This window comes from uncultured Cocleimonas sp. (genome assembly GCF_947495625.1).
Lineage (GTDB): Bacteria > Pseudomonadota > Gammaproteobacteria > Thiotrichales > Thiotrichaceae > Cocleimonas.
Genome location: NZ_CANLZW010000004.1, coordinates 41,388 through 59,211, shown reverse-complemented (window position 1 = coordinate 59,211; position 17,824 = coordinate 41,388). Strand labels below are relative to the sequence as shown.

Genomic DNA, 17,824 nt, shown 5'->3' with positions numbered 1-17,824 from the left:
GCAGTATATGCTTATTCTGACCTTTGTGTAGTTATTTTAGCATTTCTTTCAGGTGTAACAACGCCTAATGACATAACAAGTTTTAATGCATCTTCAACATCCATGTCCATTTTCTTCACTTCATCCTTAGGGACGAACAAAATAAAACCAGAAGTTGGGTTAGGAGTAGTAGGTACAAATACAGTAATTAAGTCCTGTCCGGTTGCATCACTAAATATTTTTGGACTGTCATTTGTTTTAAAACAAATAGTCCAAACACCTGTCCTGGGATATTGTATTAAAAGTACTTCATTGAAAGTGTTGTTGTCAGATGAAAGAAGTGTGGAAGTAACTTGTTTGACTGATGAGTAAATGCTTCTTACTAAAGGGATGCGATCTAATAGGTTTTCCCAAAAGTTAATTATTCTGCGGCCAGCTAAGTTGGTTAGGAAGAAGCCCGTTATAAAAATAATCATCGCGCTAATGACTATCCCAAGGCCAGGTATATTAAAGCCAAATAATGCTTCTGGGCGCCACGCTGGTGGCAGTAACACAATGGTATTATCCATTAGGTTGACCAATAATTTGATCACAAAAATGGTTATCCCCAATGGTATCCATATGAGTAGCCCAGTAATAATATATTTTCTAAGTTTACCGAGCATCGGGTGAGTTAAAGTCCTTAATGTGTTGTTTTTACCAAGCGGAAGTAAATTAAATGGTTTTAAAAGTTAAAACCATTTTAAACGAAATTTATTTTTCGGTTTTAGCTGGCTTTTTTTCAGGAGCTTTTTCTTTAGAAACCTTATCTGTAGAAGCTTTTTCTGGTTTTTTATCTGCAGAAGATTTATCGCCTTCAGTTAAATTCTTTTTATTTCCAGATTTAAAATCAGTTTCATACCAGCCTGAGCCGCTTAGACGAAATGCAGCAGCAGAAACTTTCTTTTTCATATCTGACTTACCACAAGCACTGCATTCAGTAATATGTGGATCACTGATTTTCTGGATAACTTCTATCTCATTGCCACAAGACTGACATTGGTATTCGTATATTGGCATAACTGATTCCGCTAAACTTTTAGTAGTATATTAATTTGAATTAATGAATGGTTTTATCTCGATTAAAGACAAGATTTAGTCTTAACAAATATGGGGATATAGATAACTATTTACAAGAATAAAAAATGATTAAATTATTAAAAAACTATTAATAAATAATTTTGTGATTATTACCATTGATATATCTTTAAACTAAAGGTTATCGCATAAACAATTGAAGAGGAATTTTTAGCTTGGTTCTACCTTGTCGTAATACTTCTAGCATAACCGTATCATTGATTTGGTGTTGTTCAATGATATCGAGAAAATCATTTAAATCTTCTACTGTTTTTCCATTAACAGCTTGCACAACATCACCCAATATCAGATCACCATTAACCAATTTAGAGTCAATTAAACCTGCTTTATCAGCTGGCGAATCTCTTTCTACTTCCAGAATTAATAAACCTTTAATGCCGAGTTCTTTAATCAGAAGTTTATTGGCAGTGTCGTTAGCTGTGATTCCAACATGCGGTCGTATATAACGTCCATGTTTTATCAGATTGGGTACCACTCTGTTTACCTTGTCTACAGGAATAGCAAAACCTATGCCTGCAGAGGCACCTGAAGGACTGTAAATAGCGACATTCATACCAATTAATCGTCCAGCGCTATCTAATAGTGGCCCACCTGAGTTTCCCGGGTTGATAGCTGCATCAGTCTGAATCAAGTCATCCATATTAAGTGTGCTATTTTTTATGGTTCGGCCTAATGCTGAGATGATTCCGGTGGTGAGTGTATGGTCGAGTCCAAAGGGATTACCAATAGCGTATACTTTTTGGCCTACGATCAATGATTTGCTTGATCCTGGCTGGATGGGTCGCGGCAGGTCTTTAATGCCTTCTAATTTAAGTACGGCAATATCATGACGTTTTGATCGACCAATAATACGAGCGGTATAAGTTTTTTTATTATTTAACCGTACTCTGGCCGTCTTGTTCTGCTCAACAACATGATAATTGGTAATGATGTGTCCTTTTTTATCCCACAAGAAACCAGTTCCGGTGCCGCTGGGAACTTCTGCAATATCTCGGGTCCAGACATTTATAACTCGTTTTACCGTAGAAATGTAAACCACGGAGGGATTGTTATGCCTGAATATGGCTATCGTGCCTTTTTCTTCAGGAGTTAAATCAGCTCTACGAGCAATGTTTGCAGGGATAGACTCTGCTTCTAAAGTGTTGTTACTAAGGCTTGGGACAATAGATGAAATAAATAGCGCTATAATAGCTAACAAAGCAAAGCTAATAATGATGGTTTTTGATGTTTTAATTGATTTCTGTGTCATCTAATACACCCCTGAAACTTATATTTAGCAACGATTTAAACGAATATAACTTATTTATTACACTCTATACTGTTTTCTTTCAGGATAGTTGCAAAAATTTAGATATCAAGTATAAAGCACCCATGAAATTTATCCCTACAAATATTCCAGATGTCATTTTGATTGAACCGACTGTGTTTGGCGATCATCGTGGCTTTTTTATGGAAACCTGGCAGCGTAAGACCAGTGCAGAGAATGGCATTGATTATGACTTTGTTCAGGACAATCACAGTAAATCAGCACAAGGCATACTACGTGGTTTGCATTATCAAATAGAACAAACACAAGGTAAGTTAGTTCGTGTTGTTCAAGGTTCTGTATATGATGTTGCCGTTGATATGCGCAAAAGTTCTCCAACATTTGGCGAGTCAGTCGGCCTTGAATTATCCGAAGAAAATAAAAAAATGCTTTGGGTTCCACCAGGGTTCGCACATGGCTTTTATGTGATCAGCGAAACGGCAGAATTTGTCTACAAATGTACCGATTATTATGCCCCAGAACATGAAAGAAGCCTTTTGTGGAATGATAAGCAGCTCAATATAGCTTGGCCACTGGTCGATGGAAAAGAACCAATTCTTTCTGATAAAGATGCGGCTGCTCCAGGGTTTGCTGATGCAGAAACTTTTGCTTAATTTTTTCATCATCTAACTATCACTAGAGACTTATTTAAATGAAAAAAGTACTGATTACTGGAGCAGATGGTCAATTAGGTTTCGAATTACAAAGAAGTTTACCTGATGGATTCGAATGTTTAGCTACGGATAAAGATGCTTTAGACATCACTGATGCTCAAGCGGTGAACGCATATATTCAGCAACAAAAGCCTGATGTGATTATTAATTCCGCTGCTTACACGGCTGTCGATAAAGCAGAAGAAGAAACCGACCTAGCAATAGCAATCAATACCACGGGTGCCAAAAATCTGGCGCAAGCAGCGAAAGATAATCATATAAAACTCGTACAGATTTCAACTGACTTTGTCTTTGATGGGAAAGCCTGTTCACCTTATAAGGTTGATGCAGTTACCGATCCAGATGGTTATTATGGCAAAACCAAACGCGATGGAGATAATCTGGTTGCAGAAATACTGGGTGATGATGCTTTGATCATTAGAACATCCTGGTTGTATTCATCCCATGGCAGTAACTTTGTTAAAACCATGTTGCGCTTTATGCAAGAAAGAGAAGAGCTTGGCATTATTGCAGATCAAATAGGTACACCTACCTGGGCAAACTCTTTAGCAAATGCGGTATGGAAAGCAATAGAGTTAGACACAACAGGATTCCACCATTGGTCTGATGCCGGCGTGGCTAGTTGGTACGATTTTGCCTATGCCATTATGGAAGAGGGCGTATCACTAGGTCTATTGGATAAAGAGATCACTATCAACCCCATTACAACAGCTGATTATCCAACGCCAGCAAGTCGACCTTGTTACAGCGTATTAGATAAAACAGTGACATGGAAAGAGCTTCGGCTAAAGAGTGATCATTGGCGGGTAGCGTTACGCAATATGATGAAAGAGTTAAAAGCTAATTAGTTATTTGTTGATAAGTGCTAGAAAAGGCTTAAAAGAGAGAATATAAGAATGAGAAGATTATTAGTCACAGGTGGCGCTGGTTTTATTGGTGCAAACTTTGTTTATTACTGGATGAGAAATTATCCTGAAGATCATATGGTCGTATTGGATGCGCTTACTTATGCAGGTAATGAACCTAGCTTAGATGCCTTAAAAGACAAACCTAATTTTAAATTTGTAGAAGGCAGTATTGCGGATCAGGCTTTGGTTGAAAAACTATTAGTAGAAGAAGATCTGGATACGATTGTAAACTTTGCTGCGGAAAGTCATGTGGATCGCTCTATCTCAGGTCCTGATATCTTCCTTGAAACCAATGTCATCGGTACGCACAATATCTTGAAAGCTGCACGTAGAGTGTGGATTGAGAACGAAGACACGGCTAAACCCAATCATCGTTTTCATCATGTATCCACAGATGAAGTGTATGGCGAATTAGACGATGATTCCCCAGGTTTTACTGAAGAGCATGTATATGCGCCAAATTCTCCGTATTCAGCGAGTAAAGCGTCATCAGACCATATTGTACGTGCATATCACCATACCTTTGGATTGAATGTCAGTACTACAAACTGTTCAAATAACTATGGCCCTTATCAATACCCTGAAAAATTGATTCCACTATTTTTGACTAATATTCTGCGTAATAAAAACTTACCGGTATATGGTACTGGCAAGAACGTACGTGACTGGTTGTACGTAGACGATCATGCAAAAGGAATTGATCTCATCTTAGCCAGCGATAAAGTTGGCGATATCTACAATATCGGTGGTAACAATGAGTGGAATAATATGGATATTATTCATCTGCTTTGTGAATCGATGGATAAACGTTTTGCCGAGAATCCTGAACTGGCAAAACGATACCCGGAAGCAGCTCCGGCAAATGGTAAAAAATCAGCCGATTTAATTACCTTTGTAGAAGATAGAGCAGGGCATGACTGGCGTTATGCAATTGATGCCAGCAAGTTCAAGAAAGAACTGGGCTATGAGCCTGATGAAACGTTTGAAACCGGAATTCAAAAAACCATTGACTGGTATCTTGATAATGAAGAATGGTGGAGACCTTTGCTTGTTAGCTGAGCCTAGCTAACATCTGTAAGCTAGTTAAGTAAGTAAATTATTATAAAATGACACCCCCCTACTTTTAGGGGGTTTTTGTTATCTAACTAAACCACATGTGTTTTAAATTAACCCAAAACAGATATTATTCTATAAATATTAATTGATATAAGTCGCTAATATTACGAGTTTAGAAGCAAGTTACTCTAAAGTAAGCTATTAATAAGACATACAAACTCATTGAGAGATGAGGAATCGTATTTGATACATATATTTAATATTTTTTAGGAGTTAAACCATGTACGACAATATTCTAGTTCCCGCAGATTTTGCCCATGATCAGCAAACTATAGAATCTTTACAAAAAGCAGAAAAACTTCTAAGTAATGGCAAAATTACTTTATTGCACGTGCTAGATGATATTCCTGCATATGCATTGATTGAACTACCGGATGATATCGAAGTTGATCACATTGCTTCGGCTAAAGCAGACCTACAAGCGATTGCTGATAAAGCAGGTGTTAAAGCTGAAATAGAAGTGCGTAAAGGCGGTTCTTACGCAAACATTATTGAGTCTGCAGAAGAAAACGAAGCAGGCCTAATCATTATAAATTCACATCGCCCGGGTCTTAAAGATTACTTACTTGGCTCGACTGCGGCGAAAGTGGTTCGTCATGCACAATGTCCAGTATTAGTAGAACGTTAGAATTTTATTCTGGGTTTACTTACTCTGAAGATATGCGAGTAAGAGAAGCATAGTTTACAGATTTAGGTTAAGTCCGCATAATGTTGGCAAATGACCGCCAAAAAGAAACTATTGATTGTTGCACATATGCCTTCGGCTAATACTCAGTTATTAGCCGAAGCTGCTTTACGCGGAGCATCACATCCCGACTTTGATTCCGTTCAAGTAAAACTCACTCAACCTCTAAAAACCACTGCAGATGATGTTCTTGACTGCGACGCCATTCTATTAGGAACCACCGAAAATTTCGGCTATATGAGTGGTGCGATGAAAGATTTTTTTGATCGTATTTATTACCCTTGTCTGGAACATACCGAAGCGCTTCCTTACAGTATTTTTATCCGGGCAGGCATAGATGGTTCGGGCACAAAACAGGCTATGGAAAAAATCATTACAGGATTACGCTGGAAAGCTGTTCATCAAACTGTAATTCTGCAAGGGGATTACCAATCTTCGTTTTTACAAGAGGTAGAAGAACTGGGAATGACGATGGCGGCAGGTCTGGATGCTGGTATATTTTAGTATCTGTGTTTTAAGATTTGAATTATAAATTAAGTCACCTCCCCACTTTTAGGCGTTTTTTTTATAAATGAGATAAAAAGTGCCTTAAAGTGTGGGGGTGACATTCTAATGTTATTTTCTAAGAGTAATAAATATTAATCGCTCGACCTATTTTTTCTAATGTTTTAGTAAAAATCTCATCGTTTTCCTGAAGCAGGGTCATGCGGAAACCATTTCTATCAGAACTAAAGCCTGTTAATGGCACTACGCAGATACCTTCTGAACCCATAAGCTCATAAGCAAATTGAAAATCTGTATTTTTAGAAAGGCTTTCAGGCGTCTGTTCAAGATCATCAAGAAACAATCGAACTTGCTTATTTACTGAATCCAGTGTGTTTCGCGGTAAATTTAGTAGCTCCACCACTAAGTAGAAAACACCTTTGGGCTTATTTACGCGAACATGCGGAATGTGGCTGAAAAACTCACAGGCTTCATTGGCACGCTCTTCATATTTTCGGATGCGGCCTTGCAAATAACACTCATACTCGGGGTGTTCATATAAATGCGGTAAAACAATTTGCGGTAAGGTGGTTGAGCAAACTTCAAGCATTTTGGTAAGCAGTATAATTTCGATAAAGCCTTTGAAATTTATATCTTTTTCAGCGTTATAGACTTCAATCCAGCCACAGCGAGAACCGGGCCAGGGAATGTCTTTACTGATTCCTTTCATGCTTATGCCAGGAACATCCTGAACGATTTCATGTAAAAGCGTGGTTTTAACGCCATCAAATATCATGTGATGATAGATTTCATCAAAGATCAGAAAACAATCGTATTTTTTGGCAATCGCGACAATTTTTTCCAGTGTTTCACGTTTGTAAACACTGCCTGTTGGATTGTTTGGATTAATTACCAGAATACCAACGACATTGTCATTATATTTAACCTTATTTTCTATTTCTTCGACATCAGGTTCCCAATTATTTTCAGGGTCCAGCGAATAGCTGAGAAAGGCACAACCGGCATGCATAGATTCTGCAGTAGCGTGCGATGGGTAAGTGGGTGAGGGCACCAGTACGCGTGTTTCTTTGGGTAGATTGTTCATCACCTTATTAATCGCTTCACCCAAGCCATTAAAAAATAGAATATCTTCGACGGTGCATTTCTTTTTATCAGAGAAGTGTTCCAGCACGTATTCGCGAGCGGCCAAAGCGCCTTTGGTTTCGGTGTAGGCAAAGCTTCTATCGGTAGCGACTTGTTCCTGAATCACATCGTGCATCCAGGCAGGTACGGGTTCGCCGGCAGCTACAGGGTCTCCGATATTTTCCCAGATCATGGAAAAATCTCCGAGTTTTTCGAGTTGTTTCCCGATAATGACAACTTCACGAATGGGATAACTTAAAAGAGCGCTGTCAGCGCGTAATAGATTCTGTCGCACGATAGTTTAGTTTGGGAAGTTAATAAATAGGATGAAGATCATAGCAAATTCTCAACTGCTGTTGATTAGTTTTAGTCGGTAGTTGCTGTCTATTTTGGGATATGTCTGAGAATCAAACAGTTACGATGATTCTGTTCAGCGTGTATTCGTTTAACCTTGGTTACAATTATCCAGAATTGACCGTAAATAATTAAAATAAAACCCAAAACAGAACTTAAAAAAAGAATCATAGAAATCAATGTCAGAACTATCAAAACCCACATATAAAATTTTAAGCTTCTCGGTTAAATTATTTGCTGCGTTATTCGTTTTTGCACTTTGTATATTTATGTTTCCCGAAATAGCACATCATTTGATTCTAATGATTGGCGCTGCAATGGTGTTTTACTCATTACGAATTTTAAAACGATATGGTGATCTACAGAGTTGGAATCTGGAAAAAGCAAAAATTGAGTCAATTCGTGAAGTTACTGATGAGCAAACAGAAGGCACTTCAGGTTCGGTAAAGTACTTTTATCCCGAGATTAAATATCACTACATAGTCAACGACAATACCTATGCCAGTAAAACCGTTTCATTAGAAAAACAAAATATCTGGTGTGCTGAATCCAATATCTGGGGAGAGACCCTTACAGAAAACGAAAAATGGTGGTCGGCGTTAAAGGTGGGCTATGAATTATCGGCTTATATCAATCCGAAAGATCCGGAAGAATCTGTATTAATCAGAAATTTAAGGAATTCACGTCGATCCCATCATTTAGCAATTCTGTCTGGCGGCATATTAATTTGTTTTTTATGGTTATTGGTGGTTTTACTTAACTTCTAGCTCCTTGCAATTTATTAACGTGTTAACTCAGAATATTGATCTCAGTTATAAATTTTTATTTTATTAAAAAATACTGTATCTCGCTTGTAAACTGAACTAATCAGCCATATATACTCTCTAGATAAGTAACGCTTAGTTATTATTAATCACACAATTAATCACATAATTAAAATTTACCCGGTTTTTTTATTTTTATAGAAACCGACTTTTTACTAAAGAGAGACACGAACACTATGAAACGAGTATTTTTACTACTAGCCACTAACTTCGCAATCATTGCGGTGTTGGGACTTGTTTGGAATATTCTAGATGCCACTTTTGGTATTTCAGGAAAGTTGGCAGAAATGGGCTTGCCGGCACAGTTTGGCTATATCGCCGTTATGTCTATTGTTTTAGGCTTTGCTGGTTCTTTTATCAGTTTGTTGATGTCAAAAGGCTCAGCAATAAAAAGCATGGGTGTTCAATTAATCGAAAATCCAACATCAAGACAAGAACGCTGGTTGTTTGATGTGGTTAAACGTCAGGCAGACAAAGTAGGTATTGATATGCCGGATGTGGGAATTTTTCACGCTAACGAACCGAATGCGTTCGCTACAGGCGCTCGCAAAAATAACGCGCTAGTAGCCGTTAGTACCGGTTTGCTAGAACATATGACTGCTGATGAAGTAGAGGCTGTGCTGGGTCATGAAATGGCTCACGTAGCGAATGGCGATATGGTGACACAGACCTTATTACAAGGTGTGATGAATACCTTTGTTATTTTCTTCTCCCGTGTGATTGCTCACCTGGTTAACTCAGCACTCAATCGCGGTAGCCAGAACAGCGGTTCAAGCTATGGCGCAACTTACTTCATTGTATCAATGGTCGCTCAAGTATTACTTGGTTTCCTCGCGAGCATGGTGGTGATGTGGTTCTCACGTTATAGAGAATTCCATGCTGATAAAGGTGGTGCAGAATTAGCCGGCCGTGAAAAAATGATTGCGGCATTACGCAAACTTCAGCAAGTTAATCAGCCACATGATCTACCCGGTGAAATGGCTGCGTTTGGTATTGCTGGAGGCATGGGTGATGGCTTGAAAAAATTATTCATGACGCATCCACCACTAGAAGAGCGTATTGCTGCACTAGAAAATACCAAGTACTAATCAAGGTTCTAATTTGAAGTACTCATTGTAAATGCAAAAACAATTTATTTAATCATTTTTAGTCACCCCCCTACATTTGGGCAGTTTTTTAAGATCTAAAAAAAACATGCTAATAGTAGGGGGGGGACAAAAAAATAACCTTAAATTTAAAGTCACGTTATACTCCGTTCCCTATGACGAAAAATCCCGCTAAAACATCTGCTTGGCCAACACATGTAGATTCTGAGAAAACTCAGGATTTATTTAATAAAGGTGATGGTTACGACTATGCCGGCACACATCTATTATTGGATTGCTGGGATGCTTCACAATTAGATGACTTGCAACATATAGAGCAAGCTTTGCGTGATGCTGTTGCTATCAGTGGTGCGACGTTATTACACATTCATTTGCATCACTTTACACCCAATGGTGGTGTTTCTGGTGTGGCAGTATTAGCCGAATCGCATATCAGCATCCATACGTGGCCAGAGCGAGATTACGCCGCTCTAGATGTATTTATGTGCGGTGATACAGAACCTCAAAAAACCATTGGTGTTTTTGCCAAGGCATTTAATACCGATAATATTGAAGTGACTGAGCACCTACGCGGTCGAGTTAACGACAAGCTTAAGCAAAAAGAGATAAAAGACTAACTATGCAGGATTCTCCAGACAGCACATTCGCAGGTTCTTTCAAACTATTAAGAGAGATGGAAACCTCCGATATTGGCAAGGTTTTTAAAATCATTGAATCTCACGAAGAAGATGATGCGGAAGAAGCAGTAGCAGGCTATCAGGAAATTGGTGGCGTGATGGATCAATATGTTTTGGAGCATGAAGGAAAGATAATTGGTGTCACTGGTTATATGTCACCACCAGCATGCGATCAAACGCATTGGTTGTCATGGACTTATATCGACGAAGATCATGTCAATCAAGGGCATGGTCGTAAAATGCTGCAAGAACTCATTTCTCATCTAAAAGCGATTGGTGGCAGAAAGCTTTTTGTTAAAGTCAGTGACTATGTGGATGATGAAGATGGTGCAATCTACGCAGCAGCTTTACATCTTTATCAGTCAATGGGATTCAAACTCGAAATCACGCATAAAGATTATTATGATGATGGCGAATCTCAGCTGATTCTGGGGTTGCGTTTAAAAGACAAAGAGCCGGGTGCAGTATCGGCGCCAATGGAAGATCGTAATGTTAAATTCAATGCGGTCTATGAGGTAGCAGAAACAGATGATACTTACAGTTTTGGATGGACCGATGAGGGTGAAGAACCATTGACGGTAGAAGATGTCGAAATTGGTCTGGATCATGTGAGACAGAATGAAGGGAGAGCGGTATTCCTTTCTTTTCCAAGTAATTACAGCGGTGTGAGTGAAACAATACTCGCAGCAGGATTTACCAATGCTGGCGTTTTAGATGACTATTTTGAAGATGGTCTTCACGAACAGCATTTTAGTTATCGTTTTTAAAAATAAACGTTTTATATAAAACTAACAACACTAAAGTATTAATAACATTACACAATATAGTCTAATTGACAATTTAGATAAAACATAGATAAATAGAATCAATCAAGGATTAAGGGACAAATTATGAAATTAGCAAAAATCGGAACGTTCGCTGCAACGACAATCATTTGTAGCACCGTGTTACTGGCAGGTTGTGATCAAACGAAATCAGCGACTGCAGATTTAGATCGTGTATTAGGTGTAGCATCTGACTCTATGACTAAATTTGAAGGTACTGAAGATGTTAATAAAGATAATGTTATGGAGAAGTTTTCAAGCACTTATCAAAGCAACCTGAATTCAGCACAACCACCATTACTTCCTGGAACGATTGGTGTAACGCCTGCAAAAGATGGTTCTTTACTGAGTTTTGAAGATAAAAACAATAACAATATCCAGGATGAAGGTGAACCGGATCTGTTTAAACTTGAAGTTGATTCAGAGAATAATCGTCTGGTTGCATCTTCTCAGGAAGAAGTTAGAGAATCAGGTTTTTCTGGAACTGGCTTATTGATGGGTATGTTGATTGGTAATATGTTGAGCCGTCAGCGTGCAACGGGTGCTAATCCTGCTGCGAAACGTGCGACACCTCGTAAAGCAGCTCCAAGTGCAAAATCACGAGCTGGTTCTGGAAGTCACTCTCGCGGAAAATAAAAACAAAACGAGTAAATAATTTATTTACAATTGCTCTATGACGCCTTTTTATTACTCTGAATATATAATTTAGAGTGTAAAAAGGCGTTATTTGTTTAAGCTATTGCTGTTTTACAATACAAATGATTCGTGATTTCGAGGCTTAGTCACAGAGTTATAAACTAACACTCCATTCCAGCGGTTACCATCTTGCATATCTACTCAAAAATATCCAAACAACAAGTCGCTATTCTGCTGTTTTCGATTTTAATCGTTGCGCTTTGTGGTATTGCTTATCAACTAATCATTAGTACGGTTTCTAGTTATCTATTAGGTAACAGTGTTTATCAGTTTTCATTGACGATTGGCTTGTTCATGTTTTCCATGGGTGTCGGCTCGTATTTATCGAAACTGCTCGGTGATAATGCAATACAGAACTTTATCAGCGTTGAAATTGCCATCTCTCTATTTGGTGGAATCAGTAGTTTATTGTTGTTGATGTCATTTCCCTATGTTCGGGCTTTATATGATACGGTAATGTTCGGCCTGATATTTATCATCGGCGCCTTGGTGGGAATGGAAATACCGATTCTTACCGGTATTTTAGCGAAGAAACAAAGCATGCGTGATTCGATTGCCAATGTAATGTCATTAGACTATGTGGGTGGACTCATTGGTGCTGTTGCATTTCCACTGTTATTGTTGCCACATCTTGGTTTATTGAAATCATCGTTTGCAATTGGGCTGGTAAATATCATTACCGCTTTGATTAATATTCATTTTTTCCGTGATTATCTTTCTCGACCTAGGTTGATGACAGCTATTAGTTTTGCGGTATTGATCATGCTCACAGCCTTTACTGTATATGGCACGAGAATCAGTAGCTTCGCAGAAAAGCATTTGTACTTTGATCAGATCATTTATAAAAAACAAACGCCTTACCAACGCATTGTGGTGACACAATCCGAGTCTAATAAAGAAAATCGTTTGTATATCGACGGTCATATCCAGTTCTCATCACGTGATGAATACCGTTATCACGAGTCTTTAGTGCATCCTTTAATGAGCATTGCTGGCAGCAGAGATAATGTATTAATTCTCGGTGGTGGTGATGGTTTGGCAATTCGTGAAGTGCTAAAATACGATGACGTAAAGTTGATTCACTTGGTCGATATTGATCCTGAAATGACCGATATAAGTTCGACACTGCCTATATTAACCAAGCTCAATGAAAACAGTTTTAAACATGAGAAAGTCACTGTTTATAACGAAGATGCATTCAGTTTTATCAATCAGGCTGGAATTTTATACGATAGAGTCATTATCGATATGCCAGATCCGCACAATGAGGCGATCAACAAATTATACTCGCGTGAATTTTACAGAATGATTCGTAAGCGTATGTCTGATCAGGGCTTTGTTGTATCTCAAAGCTCTTCGCCATATTTCACCCATAAAACCTTCTGGGGTATCGAAAAGACCTTGGATTCTGTGTTTGATACTACGCTAAGCTACCACGTAACCATTCCATCTTTCGGTATCTGGGGATTTAATCTCGCTAGTGCGGGAACTTCTATCCCTGAAAGTTTTCAATTCAATGTGGATACACGATTTATTAATCAAGAGACTATGCAGGCAGCGATGGTATTTCCGAAAGATACTCAGAAAATTGATGTTCCTGTGAATTCGATAATGGAACCTAAACTTTATCAGCTTTATTTAGAAGACCTTAAAATTTAGAAGAACTTAAAATCTAGCTGAGATACCAATCACATATCTTAATGATATAATTAACAAATGATCAAAAGAATCTTTCATTATCTTGTACTCGCTAGCCTTATTTTTGGTGTGAGCTACATCAGTGCGGCTGATACGAGCAATGCATCTAAAAAGCTAGAGCATAAGCAGGTCGTTGATTATTTAACCGGTAAATTCCAACCTTCCAAGCATCCAGCTTTTTCCCGTGTTCCCAAGAAATATGCGAATCGTTCAGGTTTTTATTTAAGAACAGAAACGTTTAATGCTTTTCGTAAAATGCATGCTGCAGCGAAAAAACAAGGCATTAACATAGTGATTAGATCGGCGACTCGTAATTTTACCAACCAGCACTATATCTGGGAAAGAAAGTGGAAATCTAAAAGTCGAGCAAATTTAAATGCATCAGCACGTGCTTTAAATATTCTTAAGTTTAGCTCTATGCCTGGTACGTCAAGGCACCATTGGGGTACTGAGATAGATATAAACTCCTTCAATAATAGCTGGTTTACCTACGGTGAAGGTTTGCGTTTGTTCAAATGGATGAATAAGAATGCCGCTAAATATGGTTTTAAAAGACCTTATACGGCTAAGAACCAAAACCGACCCAACGGATATAATGAAGAAAAATGGCATTGGTCATACACACCACTCTCTATTCCAATGTTACGCGATGCTACGAATGCACTCACAAATAATGATATCAGAGGCTTTTCAGGTAGTTCCACTGCAGCCAAAATTAACATTAAAGATAACTATATTCTTGGTGTTGATAAAAGTTGCCGTTAATTTTAACTTATTCTTTAGTTTGTCCTGAATAACGCCATCCATACGCACTCAAAAAATGGTCTAAATTCAGTAAGATAGCTTGATTGATATTCACTTGTCAGAATTTCTTTTATCCTGAATAAGACTACTTTAAACTTGTCATCTCTAGTCCAATAAAAGCTCATTGCTAATGTATAAGCTGATCCGAAAGATCCTTTTTCTATTTTCTCCCGAAGTCGCTCATGATTTAAGTCTTCCCGCATTATCTCTAGTGAACAAATTCGGTTTACTTACTTTGTTCAAATCAAGCGCAAAGACTAAACCCGTAAAGGTCATGGGTATAGAATTTCCAAGCAGAGTCGGTTTAGCAGCGGGATTAGATAAAAATGGTGATTATATTCAAGCTTTATCAAATTTAGGTTTCGGCTTTATTGAAATCGGTACCGTTACGCCGCTGGCCCAACCCGGTAATGATAAACCGCGAATTTTTCGTATTCCGCAAGCCAATGCGATTATCAATAGAATGGGTTTCAATAATGACGGTATCGATCAATTAATTGAAAATGTGAATACCGCCAGAGGTAAAGGTTTTGATGGCGTTCTTGGTATTAATATTGGTAAAAATCTCAAAACCAAAGTTGAAAATGCCACCAAAGATTATCTGATTGGTTTGAGACAAGCTTATTACTACGCTGATTACATTACCGTTAATATTTCATCACCCAATACCCCAGGGCTAAGAACATTACAATACGGCGATGAGCTCAATGGATTATTGTCGGCGATAAAAAATGAGCAGATGAAACTGGCTTTAGAGCACAAAAAATATGTGCCAGTAGCGATCAAAGTTGCCCCCGACCTGACTGAAAAAGAAGTTGAAGCAGTGGCTGAATCTATCTTAGCTAATAATATGGACGGTTTAATAGCAACTAATACGACTCTGTCACGTGAAGCGGTTAAAGGATTGGCTCATGGGAATGAAGCAGGCGGATTAAGTGGTGATCCTGTTAAAGTACAATCTACGAAAATCATTGCAGAATTTCACAAGTATTTAAAAGGGCAGGTGCCCATTATCGGTGTTGGTGGAATTTCTTCCGCTAAAGATGCGGAAGATAAATTAAATGCTGGCGCATCTTTGGTTCAAATTTACACAGGTTTTATCTACGAAGGACCGGGATTAATTCGAGAGATTCTTGAATCAGATGCTATTAATAATCACAAATATAATGAGAATAAGGCAGAGGCAGAAACAGAGCCAGAGCCTAAAACATAAAAAAAGCCCCATAAAAAAAGCCCTAAAAGTAGGGGGGTGTCTTAACGATTAATCTATCTATGATTATTCAATAGAGACTAATTAATTTCTCTGCATGCGTTGTTTCAAACGCTGTTTTTGTCTTTCTTTTAATTGCTCGCGAAATGACATCAATTGGCTGTATTGTTGTTGATCTAAAACGGCTTCAATTTTCATACGCATCTCGCCACTTTCTACAACCATTTGTTCAACACGTTTAGCATTCACATCTGCTAAAGCAAAGATGTCGGCTTTATAACTCGGAGAGCGTGAGTCCATTGTGTTTAATTGCTGGTTGAACTCCAAAACCTCTTCACGCAGCGGTTGCATGATCACTTCTTTTTCTACAATTAGTTCTTTTATTTTAGTAATTTGCTCGTCACTTAGTTTTAATTGATATAACTGTGGTGGAGGTAATCTCAAATGACGGGCTAAAGTTCTGAGTTCTATTTGCGCTGATTGTTGGTTTGCTTTATTACTATTGTTACTAGCTTTTTCTTTAGTATTTTGCTGATTGCCATTGCCTTGATTATCACCATGCATTTGCTGGTAATGCGCTTGATAGCCTTCAGGTGCTTCGAGTTTTCCATCGAATATATATGCCGCAATACTTTTTGCGTCTTCTTTGGGTACTGAAATTGGAGGCATCAAATTAAAATGTCTAATCGCCCCCGGCATCAGGCTTTTACTAGCATCAGGTTTTTCTAACCAGGTGGTCACTGCATTTACAAATGAGTCTCTGTCTTTATGTACGCTGAGATAATGCATTCTAACCCCAGCTATTGGCGGAGCAATTCTTTTTTCCATATTCATACCACCTGTTAAGCCATGACAGACCTTACAGTGTTGATCGAATAGTTTTGATGCTTTAGTTAACGATGATGATGCTTGTTTAGTTTGGTCATTTTCGTCGGCGAAAATAGTAACCGCAAAGAATATGACAGTTACGGCAATGAAAGTCTTCAGTACATACATTTAAATCTATCCCAACTCAGTGATCGATTACTTATTTATAGACTAAATAGTATATGACTGCTGTGATAAATGTTGATTTGAAATGATTAATATAAACACAAAAAAAAACCCCCTAAAAGTAGGGGGGTGACTTAATTTCTTATAATTTTCTATCGTTATACTTTTTCTTTTTCTTTCTCTTTTGCTTCACTAGGAACAAAACAGTCATTCATAATATCGATAAAGCGCTCAGCAGGAGTAGACAGGAATTTGCCTTTGCGAGTCACGATACCGTAGCTACGCTTAGGGAAATATTTATCCAGTGGCAATACAGTAAGATCTTTTCTATCCTCTGCTGTTAAGCAAACATCAGTAACAATAGAAACGCCCATTCCAATTTTTACATACTGCTTGATGACTTCCCATCCGCCAGCTTCAAGGCTCACTTTGTAATTAGTATTGTTTTGCGCGAATACCATTTTAACAATACGCCAGGTACTTAAATGACGTGGAGGTAATATCAATCCGTAAGGGCTGATATCTGAAAGAGCCAGTGTTTTTAATTTTGATAAAGGGTGATCTTTTGGTGCGATTAATACAGGGTTGTACGAAACAATCGGCTTGTATTCGATATCATCTGGTATTTCAAGCATAGAACCAATAGCGATATCTATGTCGTTGTTTCTAAGCATTTCCAGACCATCACGACCTGTTTCATTTGCTAAACGTAATTTAATACCAGGGTATTCTGTAGTAAATTTTTGAACTGGTTCTGGTAATACATAGAGTATTGTAGACTCTCCAGCTGCAATAGATAATTCGCCCGTACTTAAATTGCCACAATGCGCACTAAACGTTTCATGGAGATGATCAACATTCTGTACCAATGGTTCAGCAAGATCGTAAAGGATTTTACCTTCAACGGTCAGCATTATTTGTGGTCCGTTACGCTCAAACAGAGATACTTCCATCTCTCTTTCTAGCGCTTGAATCTGTAGCGATACTGTTGGTTGGCTGGCGAATAATTTTTCAGCAGCTTTTGTTACACTGCCATGTTTCGCCACCTGACAGAAGGCACGTAATTTTTTAAGCCTATTTTGCTTATAGTATATAGTGGTCATGTATATCTCTTCTTAGCGGGAACTTAATATTAAACACGTAAATGATTAAAATGTCCAATTATTAGTTTTTGGTATGTTGAAAATGGTTTTTATCACTCCTTTTA

The 17,824-nt window shown here is 38.1% G+C and carries 19 protein-coding genes; 13 read left to right on the top strand and 6 right to left on the bottom strand.

What is annotated here, in order from left to right:
• Window positions 1-11 precede the first annotated feature (11 nt).
• The 3 genes from Q1A31_RS03435 to Q1A31_RS03425 form a co-directional block, all read right to left on the bottom strand.
• Entirely contained in the window at window positions 12-548 is a 537-nt protein-coding gene (locus Q1A31_RS03435; protein ID WP_299872389.1) for a DUF502 domain-containing protein, read from the bottom strand.
• A 184-nt stretch (window positions 549-732) separates the two neighbouring features.
• Window positions 733-1,038, bottom strand: coding sequence for a zinc ribbon domain-containing protein (locus tag Q1A31_RS03430; RefSeq protein WP_299872386.1), 306 nt, complete (start codon window positions 1,036-1,038; stop codon window positions 733-735).
• Window positions 1,039-1,237: 199 nt separating this feature from the next.
• Window positions 1,238-2,365, bottom strand: coding sequence for a S1C family serine protease (locus Q1A31_RS03425; protein WP_299872383.1), 1,128 nt, complete (start codon window positions 2,363-2,365; stop codon window positions 1,238-1,240).
• Between the two features lie 122 nt (window positions 2,366-2,487).
• On the opposite strand from Q1A31_RS03425, the gene rfbC reads away from it, so the two are divergent.
• The 5 genes from rfbC (at window position 2,488) to Q1A31_RS03400 (ending at window position 6,309) form a co-directional block, all read left to right on the top strand.
• Window positions 2,488-3,036, top strand: coding sequence for a dTDP-4-dehydrorhamnose 3,5-epimerase (rfbC, locus tag Q1A31_RS03420; protein WP_299872380.1), 549 nt, complete (start codon window positions 2,488-2,490; stop codon window positions 3,034-3,036).
• 38 nt (window positions 3,037-3,074) lie between these two features.
• Entirely contained in the window at window positions 3,075-3,944 is an 870-nt protein-coding gene (rfbD, locus tag Q1A31_RS03415) for a dTDP-4-dehydrorhamnose reductase (RefSeq protein WP_299872377.1), read from the top strand.
• A 48-nt stretch (window positions 3,945-3,992) separates the two neighbouring features.
• Window positions 3,993-5,063, top strand: coding sequence for a dTDP-glucose 4,6-dehydratase (gene rfbB / locus Q1A31_RS03410; RefSeq protein ID WP_299872374.1), 1,071 nt, complete (start codon window positions 3,993-3,995; stop codon window positions 5,061-5,063).
• Window positions 5,064-5,340: 277 nt separating this feature from the next.
• On the top strand, window positions 5,341-5,748 hold the full coding sequence (locus tag Q1A31_RS03405) for a universal stress protein (RefSeq protein WP_299872371.1): 408 nt from the start codon (window positions 5,341-5,343) through the stop codon (window positions 5,746-5,748).
• Between the two features lie 90 nt (window positions 5,749-5,838).
• Complete coding sequence (locus Q1A31_RS03400) at window positions 5,839-6,309, top strand: flavodoxin family protein (protein ID WP_299872368.1); 471 nt, start codon at window positions 5,839-5,841, stop codon at window positions 6,307-6,309.
• 118 nt (window positions 6,310-6,427) lie between these two features.
• Here the strand turns inward: Q1A31_RS03400 and Q1A31_RS03395 are convergent, their stop codons facing one another.
• Window positions 6,428-7,726: a pyridoxal phosphate-dependent aminotransferase gene (locus tag Q1A31_RS03395; protein WP_299872366.1), complete on the bottom strand. Its 1,299-nt coding sequence runs from the start codon at window positions 7,724-7,726 to the stop codon at window positions 6,428-6,430.
• Window positions 7,727-7,964: 238 nt separating this feature from the next.
• On the opposite strand from Q1A31_RS03395, the gene Q1A31_RS03390 reads away from it, so the two are divergent.
• The 8 genes from Q1A31_RS03390 (at window position 7,965) to Q1A31_RS03355 (ending at window position 15,627) form a co-directional block, all read left to right on the top strand.
• The gene (locus Q1A31_RS03390) at window positions 7,965-8,552 is read left to right on the top strand and encodes a DUF3592 domain-containing protein (protein WP_299872363.1); all 588 of its coding nucleotides are present in this window, start codon (window positions 7,965-7,967) and stop codon (window positions 8,550-8,552) included.
• Window positions 8,553-8,785: 233 nt separating this feature from the next.
• A complete protein-coding gene (gene htpX, locus Q1A31_RS03385) occupies window positions 8,786-9,697 on the top strand; it encodes a protease HtpX (protein WP_299872360.1) in 912 nt (303 codons plus the stop codon).
• 173 nt (window positions 9,698-9,870) lie between these two features.
• Window positions 9,871-10,332: an adenosylmethionine decarboxylase gene (speD, locus tag Q1A31_RS03380; RefSeq protein ID WP_299872357.1), complete on the top strand. Its 462-nt coding sequence runs from the start codon at window positions 9,871-9,873 to the stop codon at window positions 10,330-10,332.
• A gap of 2 nt (window positions 10,333-10,334) precedes the next feature.
• The gene (locus Q1A31_RS03375; RefSeq protein ID WP_299872354.1) at window positions 10,335-11,159 is read left to right on the top strand and encodes a GNAT family N-acetyltransferase; all 825 of its coding nucleotides are present in this window, start codon (window positions 10,335-10,337) and stop codon (window positions 11,157-11,159) included.
• Window positions 11,160-11,282: 123 nt separating this feature from the next.
• Window positions 11,283-11,852: a hypothetical protein gene (locus tag Q1A31_RS03370; protein ID WP_299872351.1), complete on the top strand. Its 570-nt coding sequence runs from the start codon at window positions 11,283-11,285 to the stop codon at window positions 11,850-11,852.
• A gap of 189 nt (window positions 11,853-12,041) precedes the next feature.
• Complete coding sequence (locus Q1A31_RS03365; RefSeq protein WP_299872348.1) at window positions 12,042-13,571, top strand: polyamine aminopropyltransferase; 1,530 nt, start codon at window positions 12,042-12,044, stop codon at window positions 13,569-13,571.
• Window positions 13,572-13,628: 57 nt separating this feature from the next.
• Entirely contained in the window at window positions 13,629-14,375 is a 747-nt protein-coding gene (locus Q1A31_RS03360) for a M15 family metallopeptidase (RefSeq protein WP_299872345.1), read from the top strand.
• A gap of 169 nt (window positions 14,376-14,544) precedes the next feature.
• On the top strand, window positions 14,545-15,627 hold the full coding sequence (locus Q1A31_RS03355) for a quinone-dependent dihydroorotate dehydrogenase (RefSeq protein WP_299872342.1): 1,083 nt from the start codon (window positions 14,545-14,547) through the stop codon (window positions 15,625-15,627).
• A gap of 81 nt (window positions 15,628-15,708) precedes the next feature.
• On the opposite strand, the gene Q1A31_RS03350 is transcribed toward Q1A31_RS03355, so the two are convergent.
• Both Q1A31_RS03350 and Q1A31_RS03345 read right to left on the bottom strand, forming a co-directional pair.
• Complete coding sequence (locus Q1A31_RS03350; protein ID WP_299872339.1) at window positions 15,709-16,620, bottom strand: hypothetical protein; 912 nt, start codon at window positions 16,618-16,620, stop codon at window positions 15,709-15,711.
• Between the two features lie 155 nt (window positions 16,621-16,775).
• A complete protein-coding gene (locus tag Q1A31_RS03345; RefSeq protein ID WP_299872336.1) occupies window positions 16,776-17,720 on the bottom strand; it encodes a LysR family transcriptional regulator in 945 nt (314 codons plus the stop codon).
• Window positions 17,721-17,824 lie beyond the last annotated feature (104 nt).

Excerpts from the sequence above, each read along its gene's own strand:
- Q1A31_RS03435 (WP_299872389.1), bottom strand. The coding sequence starts at position 548 with ATGGATAATACCATTGTGTTACTGCCACCAGCGTGGCGCCCAGAAGCA.
- Q1A31_RS03430 (WP_299872386.1), bottom strand. The coding sequence starts at position 1,038 with ATGCCAATATACGAATACCAATGTCAGTCTTGTGGCAATGAGATAGAA.
- Q1A31_RS03425 (WP_299872383.1), bottom strand. The coding sequence starts at position 2,365 with ATGACACAGAAATCAATTAAAACATCAAAAACCATCATTATTAGCTTT.
- rfbC (WP_299872380.1), top strand. The coding sequence starts at position 2,488 with ATGAAATTTATCCCTACAAATATTCCAGATGTCATTTTGATTGAACCG.
- rfbD (WP_299872377.1), top strand. The coding sequence starts at position 3,075 with ATGAAAAAAGTACTGATTACTGGAGCAGATGGTCAATTAGGTTTCGAA.
- rfbB (WP_299872374.1), top strand. The coding sequence starts at position 3,993 with ATGAGAAGATTATTAGTCACAGGTGGCGCTGGTTTTATTGGTGCAAAC.
- Q1A31_RS03405 (WP_299872371.1), top strand. The coding sequence starts at position 5,341 with ATGTACGACAATATTCTAGTTCCCGCAGATTTTGCCCATGATCAGCAA.
- Q1A31_RS03400 (WP_299872368.1), top strand. The coding sequence starts at position 5,839 with ATGACCGCCAAAAAGAAACTATTGATTGTTGCACATATGCCTTCGGCT.
- Q1A31_RS03390 (WP_299872363.1), top strand. The coding sequence starts at position 7,965 with ATGTCAGAACTATCAAAACCCACATATAAAATTTTAAGCTTCTCGGTT.
- htpX (WP_299872360.1), top strand. The coding sequence starts at position 8,786 with ATGAAACGAGTATTTTTACTACTAGCCACTAACTTCGCAATCATTGCG.
- speD (WP_299872357.1), top strand. The coding sequence starts at position 9,871 with ATGACGAAAAATCCCGCTAAAACATCTGCTTGGCCAACACATGTAGAT.
- Q1A31_RS03375 (WP_299872354.1), top strand. The coding sequence starts at position 10,335 with ATGCAGGATTCTCCAGACAGCACATTCGCAGGTTCTTTCAAACTATTA.
- Q1A31_RS03370 (WP_299872351.1), top strand. The coding sequence starts at position 11,283 with ATGAAATTAGCAAAAATCGGAACGTTCGCTGCAACGACAATCATTTGT.
- Q1A31_RS03360 (WP_299872345.1), top strand. The coding sequence starts at position 13,629 with ATGATCAAAAGAATCTTTCATTATCTTGTACTCGCTAGCCTTATTTTT.
- Q1A31_RS03355 (WP_299872342.1), top strand. The coding sequence starts at position 14,545 with ATGTATAAGCTGATCCGAAAGATCCTTTTTCTATTTTCTCCCGAAGTC.
- Q1A31_RS03350 (WP_299872339.1), bottom strand. The coding sequence starts at position 16,620 with ATGTATGTACTGAAGACTTTCATTGCCGTAACTGTCATATTCTTTGCG.
- Q1A31_RS03345 (WP_299872336.1), bottom strand. The coding sequence starts at position 17,720 with ATGACCACTATATACTATAAGCAAAATAGGCTTAAAAAATTACGTGCC.